The following is an 18,849-nucleotide window of genomic DNA, read 5'->3' on the forward strand; positions in this document are numbered from 1 at the left end:
GGCCGTGCGGTTGACGGCCTCCCGCCTCCCGCCCAGAGCCGCGTCAAACGACGACGGGAGAGACGACGATGCGAGCCAACCTGCTGCTGGCGATGACTGCGCTGGCGACGATGACGGTGCCGGCAGCCGCAACGGCACAGACCGCCGCCGCCGTTACCGTCCGGACCGATGGCGCCGAAGCGCGGCAGGGCGATGCGATCGTTCGCGTGGTCGCGCTGACCGATGCCATCCTCCGCATCCGGATTGGCCGCGACGGTGCGATGCCCGAGGATGCGAGCTGGGCGGTCGACAAGGCGACGCGCGTGCAAAAGGTCGCCGTCACCCCCGCCGCGGATGGATTTACGACCAAGACGATGCGGGTGCGGTTCTTTGCCGACGGGCGGCTGCGTGTCGAGGATCTGGCGGGGAACGTCATCTCGGAAGATGCCACTCCGGCGACGTTCGACGGCACCGCATTCACGCTGAAAAAGACGATGCCGCAGGCCGAACATTATTTCGGCATGGGCGACAAGACCGGCGGGCTGGACCGACGTGGCAAGAGCTTCGTCCACTGGAACACCGATGCGTTCGGCTTCACGAGCGCGGAGGATCCGATCTACAAATCGATCCCGTTCTTCATCGGAGTCGGCGGGGCAGGCGGCAGCTATGGCGTGTTCCTCGACAACACATGGCGGACCTGGTTCGACTTTGGCCACCGCAACGCGAACGAACTGAGCTTCGGCGGGCCTGACGGACCGGTGGACTATTATCTGATCGCCGGACCGACGACGGCGGAGGTTGTGCGCCGCTACACCGACCTGACCGGCAAGGCGCCGCTGACGCCGCAATGGGCGCTGGGGTATCAGCAGTCGCGCTACAGCTACATGACCGCCGACGAATTGCGCGGTGTCGCGGCCAGGCTGCGGCAGGAACGCGTGCCGACCGACGTGCTGTGGCTGGACATCGACTGGCAGGATCGCAACCGGCCGTTCACCGTCGATACCAAGGCGTTTCCCGATATGAAGGGGATGATCGGCGACCTGAAGCAGCAGGGTTTCAAGGTGGTGACGATCACCGATATGCACATCGCCAGGGCGGAAGGGCAGGGCTACGCTCCGTATGACGAGGGCACGAAGCGTGACGAATTCGTCCGCCGCGCCGACCATTCGGTATACGTCGCCCCCGTTTGGCCCGGACCCTCGGTGTTCCCCGATTTCACGCAGGCGAAGACGCGCGACTGGTTCGGCGCCCTGTTCGGCGATCAGGTGAAGATGGGCGTCGCCGGGGCGTGGAACGACATGAACGAACCGGCGATCTTCGAAACGCCGACCAAGACGATGCCCGACGACGTCGTGCACCGCATCGTCAGCGACGATTTCGCCCGCCGCACCGCGACGCATGCCGAAATCCACAACGTCTATGGCATGGAAAACACCCGCGCGACCTTCGAGGGTCTGCGCAAGCTGTCACCGAACGAGCGGCCGTTCGTCATGACTCGCGCCAGCTACGCCGGCGGACAGCGCTATTCGGTGACGTGGACCGGCGACAATCTCGCGACCTGGGATCATCTGAAGCTATCGATCCAGCAGATCATCAATCTCGGCCTGTCCGGCTTTTCCTACGGCGCGGCGGACGTCAGCGGTTTTGCGGGCGGGCCGGGCGAGGACTTGCTGACGCGCTGGTTCCAGATCGGCGCCTTCTATCCCGTCTTCCGCAACCACAGTGCCAAGGGCACACCCCGGGTGGAGCCGTGGGTCGGTTCGCCCGAACATCTCGCGATCCGGCGGCGGTTCGTCGAGGAACGCTATCGCCTGATGCCGTACCTGTATGCGCTGGCGGAGCAGAACGCACGCACCGGCGACCCGATCCTGCGCCCGGTGTTCTACGATTATCCGTCGGCGATGCGCATGTCGTGCGACCAGTCGTGGACCTTCACGCTCGGCCGCTCGCTACTGGTTGCGCCTGCGCCCAACCCCGACCAGCCGCGCGCCTATGACGTCTGCCTGCCGGCGGGCGGCTGGTACGATTACTGGACGGGCCAGCGCGCCGGCGTGCCGCAGCAGCAGACGGGACCGGGGCAGATCCAGTCGGCGACGCAGGCGACCGGGCAGGCGACAGTATCGGGCGACCGGGTGACGGTGACCCCGACGATCGCAACGCTGCCGGTGTTCGTACGCGCAGGGACGATCCTGCCCCGCCAGCCGCTGGTACAGAGCACGGCGCAGGTGCCGGACGGCCCGTTGCAACTCGATGTCTATCTGGGCGAGGATTGCCGCGGCGACCTGTACGCCGACGACGGTCATTCCATGGGCTATACCCGTGGGCAGTTCCTGCGTCAGGCGATCTCATGTCAGGTCGGCGACGCCGGCATGACGCTGCGCTTCGCGGCGCGGCAGGGGCGTTATGCGCCGTGGTGGAAGCAGCTGCGCGTGGTGGTCCACGGCTGGACGGGCGAAGGCGCGGTATCGGCAGCGCGGCGAACGGTTGCGGCGCAACGCGATGCGACCGCCAATACTCTCAGCTTCACCTTGCCCGACCAGCGCACGGCGGCCGATATCACCATCGCCCGCCGCTGATTCGTAGAAGGCCCGTCGCCGACCTGACCGGCGCTCCGTCATCGACAGGTCGCGATGACCGGCTGGCGTTATGATGCACAGCCTGGTCGGCGGCTGATTGTATGCCGGAACGCGTCTGCCCCGGCAGCATCGCGAACCGCTATCCCAGCCGCTCTGCATGCCAGCGCAGATGATCGGCCATGAACGTCGCGATGAAATAATAACTGTGGTCGTAGCCGGGCTGGATGCGCAGCGTCAGGTCGATCCCCGCGGTCCCGCAGGCATCCGCCAGCAGTGACGGCTGCAACTGGCTATCCAGGAACTGGTCTGCATCGCCCTGATCCACCAGCAGCGATGGCACGCTTGCGCCGTCCCGGATCAGCGCGACCGCATCATGCGCCCGCCACGCCGCCTGGTCCTCGCCCAGATAGCCGCCCAGCGCCTTGTGTCCCCACGGCACTTGTGACGGCGCCACGATCGGTGCGAAGGCGGACACCGCGCGAAAGCGATCCGCGAGCGTTAGTCCGATCGTCAGCGCACCGTGTCCGCCCATCGAATGACCCATGATCGACTGACGGTTCATGTCTGCCGGGAAATGTCGGGCGATCAGTGCGGGCAGCTCCTCGGTCACGTACGACCACATACGGAAATGGGACGACCACGGCTCCTGCGTGGCGTCGACGTAGAAGCCCGCACCCTGACCGAAGTCGTAGGCGGCATCGTCTGCCACGCCCTCGCCCCGCGGCGACGTATCGGGTGCGACGAAGATCAGCCCCAGTTCCGCGCAGGTACGGCGATAGTCGCCCTTGTCGGTGACGTTGGCATGAGTGCACGTCAGCCCCGACAGATACCATACCACCGGCAACGTCGCGCCCTCGTCATGCGGCGGTACGTAAACCGAGAACGTCATCGGCGTTCCGGTCGCGGTCGAGGCATGGGTGTAGACGCCTTGCGTGCCGCCATATGCCCTGGCCGTTGAAACGGTCTCGATCGTCATCTGAACACCAATGTCCTGTTGCCGTTGAGGAAGACGCGTCGCTCGCCGACCCATGCGACCGCACGGGCGAGCACCTGCGACTCGATGTCGCGACCGATGCGGATCAGATCGTCGACGCTGGCGCGATGATCGACGCGCTCGACCGCCTGTTCGATGATCGGCCCCTCGTCGAGGTCGCTGGTGACGAAATGCGCGGTAGCGCCGATCAGCTTGACGCCGCGGGCGTGCGCGCGATGATACGGTCGTGCGCCCTTGAAGCCCGGCAGGAAGCTGTGGTGGATGTTGATGCAGCGCCCTTCCAGGGCCGTGACCAGCGTGGGGCTGAGCACCTGCATGTAGCGGGCGAGCACCAGATAATCCGCTCGCGTGTCCGCCATCAGCCGGACGATCGCCGCTTCCTGATCTTGGCGGGTTTCGGTGGTGACCGGCAGGTGATGCCACGGCAGACCATGCCATTGCACAAGCGGTCGCAGCGTGTCGTGGTTCGACAGCACGCCACCGATGTCCACCGGCAGGGTGCCCGTCTGCCATCGGTGGAGCAGGTCGTTGAGGCAATGCGACCCCTTCGACACGGCGATCAGCACACGGGGACGATCCTCCGGCGCGTGCAGGTTCCAGTCGAAGCCGAAGGTGGCGGCGACCGGAACCAGCATCGCGCGTACCACCGCCGGATCGTGGGGGAAGCGCGCGCCGCCGCCGGTGAAGACGACGCGCATGAAGAAGCGCCCCGTCTCCAGATCCGCATATTGCTGGCTATCGAGGATGAAGCCATCGATACCGGCGAGCGCGCTGGACACCGCTGCGACGATGCCCACGCGATCCTGGCAGGTCAGCGTCAGGACCAGCGCGCGCGCCGCATCGGTCATCAGGCGGCGACGCGATGCATCGCGCATACCTTGTTGCCGGCGGGATCGCGGAGGTAGGCGAGATAGAGTGGCCCGAACGGCGAATTACGCACGCCCGGCGCATCCTCGATGGCGGTGCCTCCGGCCGCGACGCCCGCCGCATGCCATGCATCGGCCGCGTCAGGCGAGGAGGCGGCGAAGCCGATCGTACCGCCATTGGCGTGGCAGGCCGGCTCGCCGTTGATCGGCCTGGTCAGGATCAACAGGCCGTCGCCATGCATGTAGGCCGTGCGCCCCATCGGATCGGCGCGACCCGGCCCCGCGCCGAGCGCTCCCAGCGTGGCGTCGTAGAATGCCCTCGACGCATCCATGTCATTCGTGCCGATCATGATATGGCTGAACATACTCTCTCCTGTTTATCGGGGTGGCGCACGGGCAATTGGGCCACCCCGGTTTCGATCTTGCCCTTGCGTGTTCCTTGCCGTGAGGCGAGCCAGCGAACAAGTGCCGGGCATCCGGAGAGCGGGCGGGCGTTCAGTAGATCACGACGCTGCGGATACTTCCACCCGCATGCATCAGGTCGAACCCCTTGTTGATCTCGTCCAGCGTCAGCCGGTGCGTGATCATCGGATCGATCTGGATCATGCCGTCCATATACCAGTCGACGATCTTGGGCGTGTCGGTCCGTCCGCGGGCACCGCCGAACGCGGTGCCGCGCCAGTTGCGCCCCGTCACCAGCTGGAACGGGCGGGTGCTTATTTCCTTGCCGGCCTCGGCGACGCCGATGATGACCGAAGTGCCCCAGCCGCGGTGGCAGCATTCCAGCGCCTGTCGCATCACATCGGTGTTGCCCGTCGCGTCGAATGAATAATCCGCCCCGCCATCGGTCAGCGCAACGATATGCTGGACGATATCGCCGACATCGCGCGGATTGGCGAAGTGCGTCATGCCGAAGCGGCGACCCCACTCCTCGCGGTCCGGGTTGATGTCGACGCCGACGATCATCTTTGCGCCGGCCAGCTTCGCGCCCTGAATGACGTTCAGGCCGATGCCGCCGAGCCCGAACACCACGACGGTATCGCCGACCTGCACCTTGGCGGTATTGACCACCGCGCCGACGCCGGTCGTCACGCCGCAGCCGACGTAGCAGCTGGTATCGAACGGAGCGTCCTTGCGGATGTTGGCCACCGCGATCTCCGGCAGCACGGTGAAGTTCGAGAAGGTCGAACAGCCCATGTAATGGAAGATCGGCTGCCCCTTGTAGCTGAACCGGGTCGTGCCGTCGGGCATCAGCCCCTTGCCCTGCGTCGCGCGGATCGCGGTGCACAGGTTGGTCTTCTGGCTGAGGCACGACTTACACTGGCGGCACTCGGGCGTGTAGAGCGGAATGACGTGATCGCCGATCGCGACGCTGGTGACGCCCGCGCCGATCTCGCGCACGATTCCTGCCCCTTCGTGGCCGAGGACGCTGGGAAACAGCCCCTCGCTATCGAGGCCGTCCAGCGTATAGGCATCGGTGTGGCAGATGCCGGTCGCCATGATTTCGACCAGCACCTCCCCGGCCTTCGGGCCTTCGAGGTCCAGCTCGACGATCTCGAGCGGCTGCTTCGCGGCGAACGCGACGGCGGCGCGGGTCTTCATGATAGGCAGGCTCCGGTCATCTACAGGCGCGTCGCGACTACCGCCTGATCGCTATCGGTAGCAAGCGGTGGCGTTTCGCCAGATCGACAGGTGGCCTCGGTTCGGCGGGGTGGGGCGAGTCACAATCCCTCGCCACCCACCCATTGCGCGTGGGCGAGGCGGCGGGCGAGCGTCCAGTTCTGCTGGCGGATATCCGGCACCGCCACCACCTCCCATAACCCGCCGCGCGTCATCGGGCCGATGCAATACATCCGCTCGTCCACTTGGCCGGACCGGTCGATCACCCGCGATTGGGCATCGACGTCCAGTCCGATCCGCAATGCATCCGGGCGGATCATGCCGTCGGCGAGCAGGCGTTGCAGCAGGGGCTCGTCCGATCGCAGCAGGTCTCCCTGCGGCCCGGTGCAATTGACGATGCGGGCCACCCGTACCGTCTCCACCGCATCCGAGCCACGCGGTCGCCAGCACAGCATCGCACCGTCGCCATCGCTTGCCGCCGACACCAGCTTGCCCGCCGCGAATTGCAGGCGTCCGTCATCGCGCAACCGATCGATACGGGCGGCGATCCTGGGCGCGAGTCGATGCCGGTGGACATCCCAATAGGGTCGCAAATGGCGCAGGAAGCGCCCTCTCATGATGCCGTCCGCCGCGCCCCATATGATCTGCGTCATCGGCCGTAATTCGTCGACCGCCGCCCTCCAGCCGATGTCGGCAGCGCGGGTGCGGACGGAGCGGACCAATGCAGAGGCTTCGCCGGCGGGTTTTTCGCGAAGGCCGGGCCGGCCCGGCGCATCGGCATGCGCGCGTGGCACCAGCCCGCGCCGCGAGATGGCGAGGATCGGCCCGCGGAAACCTGCTGCGTCGAGCATCAGCGCCGCATCGATCGCGGTCAGTCCGGTGCCGACCAGTACGACGCGATCGTTGTCGCCCAGCCCGTCGGCGATGTCGCCCGCCCAGGGATCGGCGCGATAGCAGCCGTTCGGCAACGCGTCGGGATCCAGTCCCGGCGGGGTATGGGGTGGCAGATTGCCGACGGCGAGCACCGCGACGTCGGCGGCGATGCGGCGTCCGTCCCCGGTCGTCGCCACGATACCCGACGCATCCCGCGTCAGATCGGTGACCGTTGCATCGATCAGCGTCAGCCGGTCGCCGTGCGACGCGGCGGCGTCATCCAGCATCTCGCGCAGATAGGTGCCATAGACGCGGCGCGATACGAACGTTCCGGCGTCGCCCATATCCAGGCTTTCGAGCCAGCGGACGAAATGGCCTGGATCGTCCGGGAACGCGCTCATGTTGCCAGCGCGAACGTTCAGCAGATGTTCGTTGTGCGCCGCGCTATAGGCGACGCCGCGCGCCATTTGCGCGGCCCTGCGTTCGATCAGGGTGGCGCGGGGTCCGTCGTGACGCAGCAGGTTGATCGCGAGCAGCGTTCCCGAAAAACCGCCACCGATGATGACGACGTGATCGCCGGCTGCCATGTCAACGCGGTTCGACGCCACATCCGTTCCTTCGCTTCCGGGTCTGCCCGCCGGTAGTGGGTGGACGCGTACGCGGCAATGCCGCAGCGCGGACACGGCACATTCAGCGGGCATATGCGAATGCCGCTCCGTGTTGCTTTTCCCGGATCACCTGCGAACATCACGCACATGACAGACCAGCGTGCGACGATCTTGACCGAGCTGCCCCAGCGTCGGGCGGGGCGCCCGAGCCGTGAAGAGGCACAGGCGATCGAGGTTATGATCCTCGATCGCACGATCGACGCACTGCGCGACGCACGGTACGCCACCCTGTCGATCGACGCGCTGGCGCAGGACATCGGCGTGACCAAACAGACGATCTATCGTCGCTTCCCGAGCAAGGACGCGTTGATCGATGCCGCGATCCAGCACAAGATGGCACAATTGCATGCGTTTGCCTCGGATACTGCCGGGACCGCGCCGGAGCCGGTCGAGGGGTTGCGGGCGTTTGCCCGGCACCTGTTCGCGATGCTGCTGAAGCCGGAGAATATGGGACTGGCCATCTTCATCAATCATGCATCGCTCACCGATGCGGAGTTCGCACGCCGTCAGCGGCATTGGCATGCGATGCTGATGGCACCGATGACCTGTGCTATCGTCCGGGCACAGCAACGCGAGCTGCTCCGATCCGGCGATGCCGAACAGATGGCGCATATGCTGTTCGATCTGCTCAGCGGCCCGGTGAACCGGTTGCGCGCCAGCCTCGATCCGCATTTGGCGCTCGATGGTCTATGCGAGGACCGGGCTTTTGCCGCCCGGTTCGATGCCTTTCTGACCCTGTACGGCATGAAATAAATGCTGCGGTGCATCAAAAATAAAGGAACCAAGCCGTATTGTATCGGTTGACGATGCACGAGCGGGACGGGCGAGACGCCTGATCGGCTTTTGCATGGCCACGCGCATGCGCGTCGTCGCGTTTCCTGTTTTCGATCGATAAGCACCACCATGACGATTGCCGCCTCCTCGTACGACGTCCTTTCGGAACGGGGTTTCGTGTCTGCCATAAACGGGGTGCTGCCGGCTCTTCGCCGCTATGCCCGGCATCTGACGCGCGATCAGGGCGACGGTGACGATCTCGTACAGGAAACGATGACCCGCGCATGGGCGGCCCGCACCCGATTCCAGCCCGGCACCAATTTTCGCGCCTGGCTGTTCCGGATCTTGCGCAACTTGTTTCTCAGCGACCGGCGCCGCAACGTGCGCAATGTGTCGTGGAACCCCGACCTTGACGACGATCGGCTCACGACGCCGGCGGATCAGGAATCCGGCGTTATGCTGGCAGATCTCGATACGGCGCTCGGCAGCATCACGCCCGGTCAGGCCGAAGCGCTGATGCTGGTCGCGCACGAAGGGCTCTCGTACGAAGAGGCGGCCTCGCGGCTGGGTGTGCCGATGGGAACGGTACGCAGCCGCGTGTTCCGCGCCCGGGTCGCGGTGGTCGAATTGCTGACCGGAACCGCGGCGCCTGCTGAAAGCGATTCGGCTACCCCGGCGGCATCCAGCGAACGCTATCTCGCATGGAAACAGGCCGGGACGCGCATGATCGGCTGAACGGGGTCAGTCGTCATCGCGGCGACCCGGAGGCGGCGTGACCAACTCCAGCCGCTGCGGTACGGTGCCCAGCTCGATGCCTGCCTCGTGGATGCGGCGCAGCAGGACGAGCAGCACGTTGCTGCGCGCCTCGCCGGACACGCGCGGTGACGCGACATGCGCCATGCAGTTGAACAGGATGCGGCCGTCGGCGATGCCGTCGATCAGCACCGCCGGTGCTGGCACATCGAGCACCGTCGCCTCATCCGCAAACGTGGACAGAACCAGTTCGCGCACGCGATCGGCGTCGCTGGAGATCGGCACCGAAAACTGGATTTGCACGCGACCCAATGGGTTCGCCAGCGTCTTGTTGAGAACGGACTTGGTGATGAGTTCCGAATTCGGCACGATCAAGGTCGAATGATCGCCGAGTTCGATTTCCGTCGAACGTACGCTGATCTTCTTGACGTCGCCCTCATCGGTGCCGACACGGATCAGGTCACCGATCTTGATCGGTCGCTCCGCCAGCAGGATCAGTCCCGATACGAAATTCTGGGTGATCGCCTGCAAGCCGAAGCCGATGCCGACGGACAGCGCCGACAGCAGCAGCGCGATCCGCTCCATCCCAATTCCGAGCGAGGCGAGCGACCACACGATGGCGAGTGCGATGGCAATGTAACGCGCTACCAGCCGGATCGAGTTGCGGACCGATCCGTCGAGGTCGGTGCTCGGCAGATAGCGGCGATCCAGCCAGCCGGTGAATTGGCGGACGAGAAACAGGCCCAGCGCCAGTACGGCGACGAAGCGGACGATCGTGCCTGGGGATATCGCTATGCCGCCGATCTCGACGCCGCGGGCCAGACCGCCGACGCGGTCGAGGAACGATCCGAAGCCGGCGCCGAACGGGTAGACCATCAAGCCCAGCGCCACGACGATGATCGCAAGTCGCAATACCGCGGACAGCAATACGCCGAATTGATCGATCGCGCTCGCGCCGATGCCGAGGCCGTGGCGTAGCGTCAGCCCGGCGCGGCTGTTGCGCTGGAACAGACTGGTCGCCGAATCGTCGATGACGATCATCAGCAGGAACGTGGAGATCGCCAGCAGCGTCGCCCAGATGACGAATTGCATCACGACGATTGCAAAGCCGACATATCCCGCCAGCAGCGCGAGCGCCGCACCGGTCACCACCAGCCATAGCGTCAGCGTGATCGCGCCCACGCCGGCACTCGTCGCGGCTTCGGCATCGCTCTCGCCGTCGGCGGCCTCGAGTGTTCGCAATCGCCCGACGATCAGCAAGGTACCGCCGATCAACAGCAGGTGCACGACCACTTCGACCACCTGCGTCGCGAGCAGCGCCGCGCCGCTTGCTCCGACCGCGGTGTTGAACGCACCGAGCAGGAACACGACGAACGTCAACGTGGCAAAGGCCCAGGGCACGGGCCGCAATGCCGTCGCAGCTTGATCACTGAGCGGAACCAGCCGCCAGGACGGCTGGCTGGCCATTAGAAAGGCCGCCCCCAACGACGCGATGAAGCCCGCGAAGCCACTGGCGATCACAAGTGTGTCGGCCAGCGTGTTCCATGCCGGCGACAGCAGTGCCGACCAACGCAGTCCCTGCACGAAGAGGAAAGCAGCGATCGTGGGCATCGCCGTGCCGGTCAGCACCCTCCACAGTGCGTTGACCGAGCGCCGTACGCGATGTCCGGGCGCGTCGGCGATCAGGTAGCGCTGACCGGCGCCGCGCAACGCCTGTCGAACGGGGAACAGTAGCACTATTGCTACCAGTACGCCTAGCGGAGCACCCCAGGGAAAGCTGCCGCGCAGGCCGGCATCCGCCTGCCTCCATTCCCGCTGCATAAAGACCGATACCCGGCGCGCATCGCGCGGGATGGCGGCGAACAGTTCGCTCCAGAAGCGCGGAGATAGCGGCGACGGTGCACGGACCGAGATACGCTGGCCGATCTCCGCCGCTTGCGTCTGGTCGATCTCGGCGACGAGCTGCCCCGCTTCCACCGCGATCAACTGGCCGCGCTTGACCTTGGAATCGAGCGAGCTGCGCGCCTGCGCAAGGTCACGCCGTTCCACCCGGATATCCGCCGCTTCGACGACGCCGGCGACCGGGGGCCCCAGCCCGGCGATCCGTGCATCGATCAACGCAAGCTGGGTACGAAGCTGGTCCGCGGCATCCCTGGCGTTGCCCTGCGCTGTCAGCGCACGTTCGCGCAGTGTGGCACGTGCATCCCGATCAATGCGCGAGTCCAGTGCACGATCGACGGCGTTGAGGTCTATTTCCGCCGTCACCAGCGTCCGCGATGCGGTGTCGGTCGGCGAAGGCTGTGCCGTGGCGGGCAGGGCGCAGGCGAGCATCGCCAGAAGCCCGATCCAGAACTGCCGCCACCGTGCCATCGTCGCCCCGTCACCGTCCCGTTCGATCTCGCCGTACGACTAGGGACAAGCGGTCGTGAAAGCGAGGGTGATGCGGGGCGCCGGTCGATTACGTGTTGCGACCGGACTTGTTCGCCGGTCCGGACGGACGCAAGACCGGCAGATGACGACGATCCTCGAATTGCGACGACGGGCCGATCGCGCGCTTGCCGACGGGCGGTTGGAAGACGGCATCCTTGCGTTCCACGATCTGCTCGCTCTTTCGCCCGGCGACCCCGTCTCCTGGTATAATCTGGGCTACCTCCTGCGCTGCGTTCGCCGCTTCGACGACGCGCTCTCGGCTTACGGACAGGCCTTGGGCGCCGGTATCGACCATCCCGAGGAGGTCCATCTCAACCGCGCCGTCATCCTGTCGGAGTTCCGCGAGCGCGACGGCGATGCCGAGACGGAACTACGCCTTGCGCTGGCGATCGCGCCCGGGTTCGTGCCCGCATGGCTGAACCTCGGCAATCTGCTGGAGGATCGCGGAGACGCGGCGGCCGCGCGGCACAGCTATGGGCAGGTGTTGGCGATCGATCCTGCGAACGGTCGGGCGCACGCCAGACTGGCGGCGATCGATCTGTTCGAGGGGCGGGGCGACGCATCGATCCCGCGATTGCAGTCCGTGCTCGCTTCGGCCGCGCCGGCCCTTCCCGATACGGCCGAGATCGGCTTCGCGCTCGGCGCTGCGCATGATGCCGCAGGCCGGTACGACGAGGCGTTCGCGTGCTTTGCCGCAGCGAATCGCGCGGCATCGACGATGGCACCGCCGCAACACCGGTACGATCGCGCTCGGCACGCGGCATATGTCGACCGGCTCGTCGCGACACCGCCCACCCCCGAGCCACGCGGCAACGGATCATCGCCGATCTTTATCTGCGGCATGTTCCGGTCGGGTTCGACCCTGGTCGAACAGATTCTGTCCCGGCACAGCCGCGTCGCCAGCGGCGGCGAACTGGATATCCTGACGTCGATCGCTGCGACGCTGCCGGGCTATCCCGAAGTCTTGGCCGTCATGTCCGATGAGCAGAGTGCGACGTTGCGCGACGCGTATCTTGCGGAGGTACGCGATCTTCATCCCGGTGCTGATTTGCTGACCGACAAGCGCCCCGACAATTTTCTCCACATCGGGCTGATCAAGCGCCTGTTCCCCGGCGCGCGTATCGTTCACACGGTGCGTGACCGTTTCGACACGATGCTGTCGGTATACTTCAACTATTTCGACGATAGCGTGAGCTACGGTCGCGACCTGGAGGATATCGCCCATTGGCTGGACCAATATGGCCGGCTCATGGCGTATTGGCGCGCGACGTATCCGGGGGATATCCATGACATCTCATACGATGCGCTGGTTCGTGATCCCGAGCCGACGATCGCAGCGCTCCTGCAATTCTGCGGCCTCGCGTGGGAAGATGCAGTGCTGATGCCGGAGGCTGCGACCAATATGGTGCGCACGGCCAGCGTATGGCAGGTGCGGCAGCGGCTGCATTCCCGCTCGTCAGGCCGATGGCGGCATTACCGGGAGCCGTTGGAAACGCGGTTCGGACCGCTGGGAGACAATCGCCCAGATCAAGCCTCGTCGACGCCCTGACCCGTTATGCGGAACACCTCTTTCAGCATGGCTTGTTCCTGTGCCGTCAGATGCGGGTTCCATACGTCGAAGATGAGTACGATCCGTGACGCGTCGCTGTCGTTCCAAGCTTCGTGTTCGATCGTATCGTCGAACCCGAAGGCGCGGCCTTCCTGCCAGCGTCGCGTTTCGCCGCCGACCCGAAAGCGGCAATCGTCCGGCACCACCAGCGGCAGGTGTATGATCGTGCGGCTGTTGGTGACCCCGGTATGCGCCGGGATATGCGCGTGTGGTCGCAGGATGGAGAAGAAGGCGGTGGGTGCCTTGCCCGGGCTGTCGTTCTGCGGGATTGCCGCCAGTGCTGCTGCCGTCTGCGGGCATAACGCGCATATCGCATCGTCGCGTACGCCATATTCCCACAGAAAACAGGCACTCCAGTCCAGATTGTTGTCGAGCGCGGACCATTGGTTTGGTGGTACGCCCGCGTCCTGACGGACGTACGGGCGGATACCCGGCACGCCGCGTTCGACGAGTGATAGCGCCTCTGCGCGGATCGCATCCGTCTGGCGTTCGAGCGCACCGAACCACGGAAACAGCCGTGGATCGAAGAACTCGTCGGCTGGCAGGAACGGGACATGGAGGCCGGCGCAGACGTTCGGATAGATGCGTCGGCGGCCCAGCAGGTTGTCGAGACATGCCGTCACGCGCCGAGCGTCGGGACCGGCAGCAGTAATCGCGTCGCCGAGCGTGGCCGACAATGTCTCGCCCAACGCCGATGTTTGCGCAGCGAGATAGGTCCGGCCACGGGTCAGTGCGTCCTCCAGCGCCGGGGACCGATCCGTCATGGGCGCGATCATCTGAACGACATTGGACCAACTCTGCACAGCCCGTATCGTGCGGTGCAGGCGCTGGTGCAGATCGGCCAGCCTGATCTGCGCGGTCAGGTTGAGCCGGTCGATCGCCAGCGCGTGATCGAGGCTCGCCTCTTCCCCGGTATCGTCATTCAACGACCGACACGCAGTGGCGAGATTGATCCACAGGATCGGCTGGTCCGGGTCGCTCGCAGTCGCCGCCTGGAATCGGGCACGGGCGTCTGCGGCGTCGTTCATCGCGAGCGCACACATGCCGCGCGCGTTGAGCAGTTGCGGGTTCGCCGGTTCGATCGCCAACGCAGCGTCGAGGTGCCGTCGTTCCTCCGCAGCGTCACCGCGTCGACGCGCGTCCAGCGCCGCCGTGACGTAGCGTTGCAAGTCGGCCGAGGAGGGGATCGCACCTGAGGACTGTGACATGCCGTTCGATGGTCCTTGAAACCGGTGGGCAGAGCGGTTCGAAAAAAAAGGGGCAGCCCGCAGGCCGCCCCTTTCAAGTCGTCACATCGCGAGCGGCGCCTAGAAGCGCAGCTTACCCGATACGCTGTAGTTGCGACCGACGACGTCATAGGTCGACGGATAGGTGTTGCCGCTGTTGAAAGCGGTGGCACCGGCCGACGAGCCGACGATCGGAGGCTTCTTGTCGCCGATGTTGCGACCCGAGAAGGTGAGCGTCAGGTTCTCGTTGACCTCGAACTGCGCAGACAAGTCGAAGTAATTGTACGCGCCGATACGGTTGAAGTTATAGGCCTTGCCCGCGACCGGGCTGGGTCCGGTGACGGTTCCGTTGAACAGGTTGCGGTTAGCAGCGGTGAAGCCGCGTGCCGCGAAGTCCGTTGCCTGACCCTCGTACTGGACCGCACCGATGTGACGCCACAGCAGCGACAACGTGCCGGGCCCGAAGGACAGGCTGGTACGCTGGTTCCACTGGTATTCCGGCTGGATCGACGCGCAGTTGACGCTGTAATAGCCGATGCAGTCGCGGTTGTAGGCCGTCTCCGACGCACGGAAGTAACGATGCGCGGTCCAGGTGCCCTGGAAGCCGACGTCAAGACCGAAGTCGCCGAAGTCGTGCGCATAGTTGGCGGTCAGGTCGATACCGTCGGTCGCCAGGCGGCCGTTGTTGGTGAGCGGCTGCGGCAGGCCGGCCACCGTGGCGGTCGAACCGCTGAGACGACCGTTCGTGGTGCTACGACGGATCGAGGTGCAGGCCGCCGATGCAGCCTGCGCCGCGGTGATCGAACCCGGCGTCGCGCCGAAGCAGTTGGCGAGGATATCGTTCGGCGTCGCCGACGTGATCGCGTTCTCCACCTTGATGTTGAAGTAATCGAGCCCGACACTCAGCCCCGGCACCAGACCACGCGGCTGGATGAGGACGCCGAGGGTGTAGGTGTTGGCGGTTTCCGGCCGGATGTTGGGATTGCCACCACCCGTCACGTTCACCTGACCGGAAGCCGGCGTCAGGATGAGACCGATCGAGGAAGCCGGCGCGCCCTGATTGCGGCAGGCGAGCGTCAGGTTCGCATTGCCGACCGGTGCCGTACCCGCGCACGGATCGGTGGACAGGTTGTCGAGTGCCGTCACCGAGGGCGTGAACAGTTCCGCGATGTTCGGCGCACGTACCGCACGCTGGTAGTTGCCGCGGAACTTCAGTTCCTTGAACGGCTCCCAGGTCGCGCCGCCCTTGAAGGTGGTGGCGTTGAAGCTCGGGTTGTTCGCCGCCTGAACCTGATACTGCGAATAGCGGACGCCGCCTTCGAGGGTCAGCGAGTAGAAGAACGGCTTGTCGGCGACCAGCGGCGCGATGATTTCGCCGAAGGCTTCCTTCACGTCGTAGCTGCCTGCGAACGGCAGGATCGCACCACCGGCACCACCAAGCTCGCCCGGCGACAGCGCAAAGGCATCCGGAATGCGGCGGTAGGTATACTTGCGATATTCCGCACCCGCGGCGAATGCGATCGGCTCGCTCGCGCTCGGGATCGTCGTGCCGAAGTCGCCGTTCAGGACGGCCTTCGCCTGGGAAAGCGCCGTCTTGATCTGGATCGTGCTCTGGCCGTTCAGGAAGCCGGCCTGAGCGGACGAAATCGAGCCGGCCTGGCCGAACAGGTTGAGCGGAACGCAGTTGTTCGTCGTCACGAGGCAGGTCGTCGTGTTGTTGGCGTTCAGCGCCTGCTGCACGCGCGACCGCAGGACGTAGCCGGACTGGGTCTGGTTGAGGTCGTTTTCGCCATAGCTGCCCGATACGTCCAGCTTCACATGATCGGAGAAGCGGAGCCGCAAGCCGGCCTTATAGTCGAAGACCTGCGTGGTGTATTCGGAGACACGCGGGCCGACTTCAACCGTACGACGGTACACCGCCGGCAGCGGGATCGCGGCGTTGGTGTTGCAGGCCGCGCCGATCGCGATGTTGTTGAGCGTGCAGATCTGGTCGCGCAGGGTCGTCGACAGATATGGGTTGAAGCCCGGGATCGTCAGCGATTCGGCGAAGATGCCCGACGGCGCAATGATCGTCTGGACAGTGTTCTTGGAGAACAGACCGCGCGTGTAGACTTCCAGATTGTCCGAAATCTCATAATTCGCCTGAGCGAACATATTGTAGCGCTTGAACGGCGTCTGGAAGATATTGTACGGGCTGAAGTTGAAAGGCGCATAGGCCGCGACGAGCGCCGTGTTGCCGGGGTTCAGCTGCAGCTGGCCCTGGCCATTGCCGAAATCGACGCCGGTCGGCACCGACGTCGGCGACGCACCGGAAGCGACGCCGTTGGTCGAGCCGATCGTGAAGACCGATTCGTCGCGCTTGCCCTGATACAGCGGGTCGGCTTCCTGATAGCCGATGCTCAGCACTGCGTTACCGCGACCGTCGTCGAAATTGGCACCGATCGTCACGTCGGCGCGCAGATAGTTCGCGTCGCCGCGCTCGCTGATCTGCTGGCTCGCCGAAGCCTCGAAACCGGCAAAATTCTTCTTGGTGATGAAGTTGGCGACACCCGCGACGGCATCGGCGCCGTAGCTGGTCGATGCACCGCCGGTCAGCACGTCGACGCGCTGCAACAATGCGACGGGGATGTTGTTGAGATCGACCGTGCCGCCGGATGCCGCCGGGACGATGCGATCACCGTCGATCAGCACCAGATTGCGCTGCTCGCCGAGATTGCGAAGGTTGATGCTCGCGAAGCCGCCGTTGCCGTTGTTGACGGCGGCACCGATTCCGGGAACGGCGCCGGGCAGTTCGCGGATGACCTGCTCGACGTTGTTGATGTTACGCAGCGTCAGTTCGTTCTCGGACACCACGCTGACGGGGCTCGACGAGACGAGGTTCGGGTTGCTGATCAGCGTGCCCGTAACGACGATGTCCTGGCCTTCGGTGGCCGGCGGGGGCGTATTGGGATCGGTCGACGTCTGCTGCGTCTCCTGCGTCGCGGGAGTGACCTGCGCCAGGGCGGGGGTTGCAGCCATTGCGGCGCCGACGAACAGGCTCGTGTTCAGCAGGCGCGTACGAAAACGTGACGTCATATGGTCAAAAACCCCTGTTGCCGTCCCTGAAGACCGGCGGTTCTGCCGGATGTTAACCACCCGGTTCTGTGACCGGTTAGAGCAGGGCAAGGATGGGGCCGCAATGGCCATGTGTCGCAGTGCAACGATTTGGATCAAGGTAGTTGCTGTGGTGCAACAGTTTGCGCGGGGACCGTCTTGGCAGGGTTGCTTCCATGCCACGCACGGCCGACACTGCTGCTTAGTGAGATCGGGTGAAACGGCATGACGATGTGGATGATCGGGCTGGTTGCGGCCCAGGCGCTGGGCGGCGGAACCCCCAAATTGATCGACGAACTGGCGGGCTGTCGGACGATCCCGTCCGCGGAGGCCAGGCTTGCCTGTTTCGACCGGACCGCGGCGGCGGTGGTCGAGGCACGTCGCGACAAATCGATCGTGGTGCTCGATCGCGGCGAGGTGCAGCAGGCGAAGCGGTCGCTGTTCGGATTTTCGCTGCCGTCGATCAGGCTGTTCGGGGATGGTGAAGGCGACGATCAGCTGAAGCAGCTGGTCGGTACGATGACGTCCTCTTCGCCGTTGCCCGGCGGCCTCGTTCGCTTCGCTCTCGACGGCGGCGGGCTGTGGGAGACGACCGAACAATCGATGCTGTCACCCCGGCGTGGCGACGTGGTGTCGATCAAGGCGGGATCGCTGGGAAGCTATATCGCGACCGCGCCGGGACGGCGGTCGGTACGTGTCAGGCGGCTGCGCTGACCCGACGGGACGCCGTCATGCCGCCGGCGGTGCGTGCTCCAGCGCATCCGCCAGCGCTTCGAGGCGATCGGCGATACGGGCCAGTGCCGGTTCGCTGACGACAGCGCCCTCGGGCGGCCGTTGCTGGATATCGTCGAGTGCGTCCGCCAGCATCAGCGCCACGAACAGCATCGCCCGTTCGCTTGGAACGCCGCCCGCCGCGCGCAATGCCGTGGGCCAGCGATCCTCCAGCATGCGGCCGAGCTGTTGCAGCCGCGCTTCTTCGCCGTCGCGGCAGGCGACCGTGTGCGGACGGCCGCCGAGATCGAGCGTGACGTTGGCCATCAGGATGCCGTGCCGCGCGCGATGACGTCATCAAGCGCACTGACCGCCTCGGCCATTCGTGCCTTCAGCGCGGCATGCCGCCGCGCCAGCGCGTCGCCTGCTTTTGCGCGGGCATCGATAGCGGATTCGATACGGGCGATCGCGGCGTCGATCCGATCGACGGCAGTAGAATTTTCGGCCATGCGCAACGAGGTAAGCGTGCAAACGGTGGGCGGCAAGACGCGTTGCGATGACCCGCAATCCCGCCGACGCGACGAACGCGCGGTTGACAGGACAGGGCGCCCCCTCGCAAAGGCTTGCCCGCCCGGCGCGGCCCCATATCTGTCGCGCACGTACAATCCCACGCGAGG

The 18,849-nt window shown here is 65.5% G+C and carries 15 protein-coding genes; 5 read left to right on the forward strand and 10 right to left on the reverse strand.

Annotated features, from left to right (window positions below; translation table 11 throughout):
• Positions 1–68: 68 nt before the first annotated feature.
• On the forward strand, positions 69–2,555 hold the full coding sequence (locus tag LRA87_RS06495) for a glycoside hydrolase family 31 protein (protein ID WP_230630247.1): 2,487 nt from the start codon (positions 69–71) through the stop codon (positions 2,553–2,555).
• Positions 2,556–2,694: 139 nt separating this feature from the next.
• Here LRA87_RS06495 and fghA read toward each other — a convergent pair whose 3' ends face one another.
• The 5 genes from fghA to LRA87_RS06520 form a co-directional block, all read right to left on the reverse strand.
• Positions 2,695–3,531: an S-formylglutathione hydrolase gene (gene fghA, locus LRA87_RS06500; protein ID WP_230630249.1), complete on the reverse strand. Its 837-nt coding sequence runs from the start codon at positions 3,529–3,531 to the stop codon at positions 2,695–2,697.
• On the reverse strand, positions 3,528–4,424 hold the full coding sequence (purU, locus tag LRA87_RS06505) for a formyltetrahydrofolate deformylase (RefSeq protein ID WP_230630251.1): 897 nt from the start codon (positions 4,422–4,424) through the stop codon (positions 3,528–3,530). Before purU ends, fghA begins: the two co-directional genes overlap by 4 nt.
• Positions 4,397–4,780, reverse strand: coding sequence for a VOC family protein (locus tag LRA87_RS06510; RefSeq protein WP_230630253.1), 384 nt, complete (start codon positions 4,778–4,780; stop codon positions 4,397–4,399). Before LRA87_RS06510 ends, purU begins: the two co-directional genes overlap by 28 nt.
• Positions 4,781–4,910: 130 nt before the next feature.
• Positions 4,911–6,017: an S-(hydroxymethyl)glutathione dehydrogenase/class III alcohol dehydrogenase gene (locus tag LRA87_RS06515; protein WP_230630255.1), complete on the reverse strand. Its 1,107-nt coding sequence runs from the start codon at positions 6,015–6,017 to the stop codon at positions 4,911–4,913.
• 119 nt (positions 6,018–6,136) lie between these two features.
• Positions 6,137–7,495 carry an FAD/NAD(P)-binding protein gene (locus tag LRA87_RS06520; protein ID WP_230630257.1) on the reverse strand — a complete coding sequence of 453 codons (1,359 nt, stop codon included), beginning with the start codon at positions 7,493–7,495 and terminating at the stop codon, positions 6,137–6,139.
• Between the two features lie 168 nt (positions 7,496–7,663).
• Between LRA87_RS06520 and LRA87_RS06525 the strand changes: the two genes are divergently transcribed.
• Positions 7,664–8,329 carry a TetR/AcrR family transcriptional regulator gene (locus LRA87_RS06525; RefSeq protein WP_230630259.1) on the forward strand — a complete coding sequence of 222 codons (666 nt, stop codon included), beginning with the start codon at positions 7,664–7,666 and terminating at the stop codon, positions 8,327–8,329.
• A 150-nt stretch (positions 8,330–8,479) separates the two neighbouring features.
• Positions 8,480–9,085, forward strand: coding sequence for a sigma-70 family RNA polymerase sigma factor (locus LRA87_RS06530; RefSeq protein ID WP_230630261.1), 606 nt, complete (start codon positions 8,480–8,482; stop codon positions 9,083–9,085).
• A 6-nt stretch (positions 9,086–9,091) separates the two neighbouring features.
• Here LRA87_RS06530 and LRA87_RS06535 read toward each other — a convergent pair whose 3' ends face one another.
• A complete protein-coding gene (locus LRA87_RS06535) occupies positions 9,092–11,473 on the reverse strand; it encodes a DUF3772 domain-containing protein (protein ID WP_230630263.1) in 2,382 nt (793 codons plus the stop codon).
• Between the two features lie 142 nt (positions 11,474–11,615).
• Here LRA87_RS06535 and LRA87_RS06540 point away from each other — a divergent pair, with 142 nt between their 5' ends.
• Complete coding sequence (locus tag LRA87_RS06540; RefSeq protein ID WP_230630265.1) at positions 11,616–13,082, forward strand: tetratricopeptide repeat-containing sulfotransferase family protein; 1,467 nt, start codon at positions 11,616–11,618, stop codon at positions 13,080–13,082.
• Here the strand turns inward: LRA87_RS06540 and LRA87_RS06545 are convergent.
• The gene (locus LRA87_RS06545; protein WP_230630267.1) at positions 13,061–14,350 is read right to left on the reverse strand and encodes an aspartyl/asparaginyl beta-hydroxylase domain-containing protein; all 1,290 of its coding nucleotides are present in this window, start codon (positions 14,348–14,350) and stop codon (positions 13,061–13,063) included. The two genes, LRA87_RS06540 and LRA87_RS06545, sit on opposite strands and share 22 nt — an antisense overlap.
• Before the next feature lie 99 nt (positions 14,351–14,449).
• Entirely contained in the window at positions 14,450–17,443 is a 2,994-nt protein-coding gene (locus LRA87_RS06550; RefSeq protein ID WP_230630269.1) for a TonB-dependent receptor domain-containing protein, read from the reverse strand.
• Between the two features lie 243 nt (positions 17,444–17,686).
• Between LRA87_RS06550 and LRA87_RS06555 the strand changes: the two genes are divergently transcribed.
• Entirely contained in the window at positions 17,687–18,175 is a 489-nt protein-coding gene (locus LRA87_RS06555) for a hypothetical protein (RefSeq protein WP_230630271.1), read from the forward strand.
• A gap of 15 nt (positions 18,176–18,190) precedes the next feature.
• On the opposite strand, the gene LRA87_RS06560 is transcribed toward LRA87_RS06555, so the two are convergent.
• Both LRA87_RS06560 and LRA87_RS06565 read right to left on the reverse strand, forming a co-directional pair.
• On the reverse strand, positions 18,191–18,499 hold the full coding sequence (locus LRA87_RS06560) for a cell division protein ZapA (RefSeq protein ID WP_230630273.1): 309 nt from the start codon (positions 18,497–18,499) through the stop codon (positions 18,191–18,193).
• On the reverse strand, positions 18,499–18,681 hold the full coding sequence (locus tag LRA87_RS06565; RefSeq protein WP_230630275.1) for a hypothetical protein: 183 nt from the start codon (positions 18,679–18,681) through the stop codon (positions 18,499–18,501). The genes LRA87_RS06560 and LRA87_RS06565 overlap by 1 nt, the downstream gene beginning before the upstream one ends.
• Positions 18,682–18,849 lie beyond the last annotated feature (168 nt).

It is taken from the genome of Sphingomonas sp. Leaf37 (assembly GCF_920939475.1).
Lineage (GTDB): Bacteria > Pseudomonadota > Alphaproteobacteria > Sphingomonadales > Sphingomonadaceae > Sphingomonas.

What these genes read in the sequence shown, in the direction of transcription:
- LRA87_RS06550 (WP_230630269.1), bottom strand. Translation starts at nt 17,443, where the DNA reads ATGACGTCACGTTTTCGTACGCGCCTGCTGAACACGAGCCTGTTCGTC.
- LRA87_RS06560 (WP_230630273.1), bottom strand. Translation starts at nt 18,499, where the DNA reads ATGGCCAACGTCACGCTCGATCTCGGCGGCCGTCCGCACACGGTCGCC.
- LRA87_RS06540 (WP_230630265.1), top strand. Translation starts at nt 11,616, where the DNA reads ATGACGACGATCCTCGAATTGCGACGACGGGCCGATCGCGCGCTTGCC.
- LRA87_RS06555 (WP_230630271.1), top strand. Translation starts at nt 17,687, where the DNA reads ATGACGATGTGGATGATCGGGCTGGTTGCGGCCCAGGCGCTGGGCGGC.
- LRA87_RS06520 (WP_230630257.1), bottom strand. Translation starts at nt 7,495, where the DNA reads ATGGCAGCCGGCGATCACGTCGTCATCATCGGTGGCGGTTTTTCGGGA.
- LRA87_RS06545 (WP_230630267.1), bottom strand. Translation starts at nt 14,350, where the DNA reads ATGTCACAGTCCTCAGGTGCGATCCCCTCCTCGGCCGACTTGCAACGC.
- LRA87_RS06515 (WP_230630255.1), bottom strand. Translation starts at nt 6,017, where the DNA reads ATGAAGACCCGCGCCGCCGTCGCGTTCGCCGCGAAGCAGCCGCTCGAG.
- fghA (WP_230630249.1), bottom strand. Translation starts at nt 3,531, where the DNA reads ATGACGATCGAGACCGTTTCAACGGCCAGGGCATATGGCGGCACGCAA.
- LRA87_RS06495 (WP_230630247.1), top strand. Translation starts at nt 69, where the DNA reads ATGCGAGCCAACCTGCTGCTGGCGATGACTGCGCTGGCGACGATGACG.
- LRA87_RS06565 (WP_230630275.1), bottom strand. Translation starts at nt 18,681, where the DNA reads ATGGCCGAAAATTCTACTGCCGTCGATCGGATCGACGCCGCGATCGCC.
- LRA87_RS06525 (WP_230630259.1), top strand. Translation starts at nt 7,664, where the DNA reads ATGACAGACCAGCGTGCGACGATCTTGACCGAGCTGCCCCAGCGTCGG.
- LRA87_RS06530 (WP_230630261.1), top strand. Translation starts at nt 8,480, where the DNA reads ATGACGATTGCCGCCTCCTCGTACGACGTCCTTTCGGAACGGGGTTTC.
- LRA87_RS06535 (WP_230630263.1), bottom strand. Translation starts at nt 11,473, where the DNA reads ATGGCACGGTGGCGGCAGTTCTGGATCGGGCTTCTGGCGATGCTCGCC.
- purU (WP_230630251.1), bottom strand. Translation starts at nt 4,424, where the DNA reads ATGCGCGATGCATCGCGTCGCCGCCTGATGACCGATGCGGCGCGCGCG.
- LRA87_RS06510 (WP_230630253.1), bottom strand. Translation starts at nt 4,780, where the DNA reads ATGTTCAGCCATATCATGATCGGCACGAATGACATGGATGCGTCGAGG.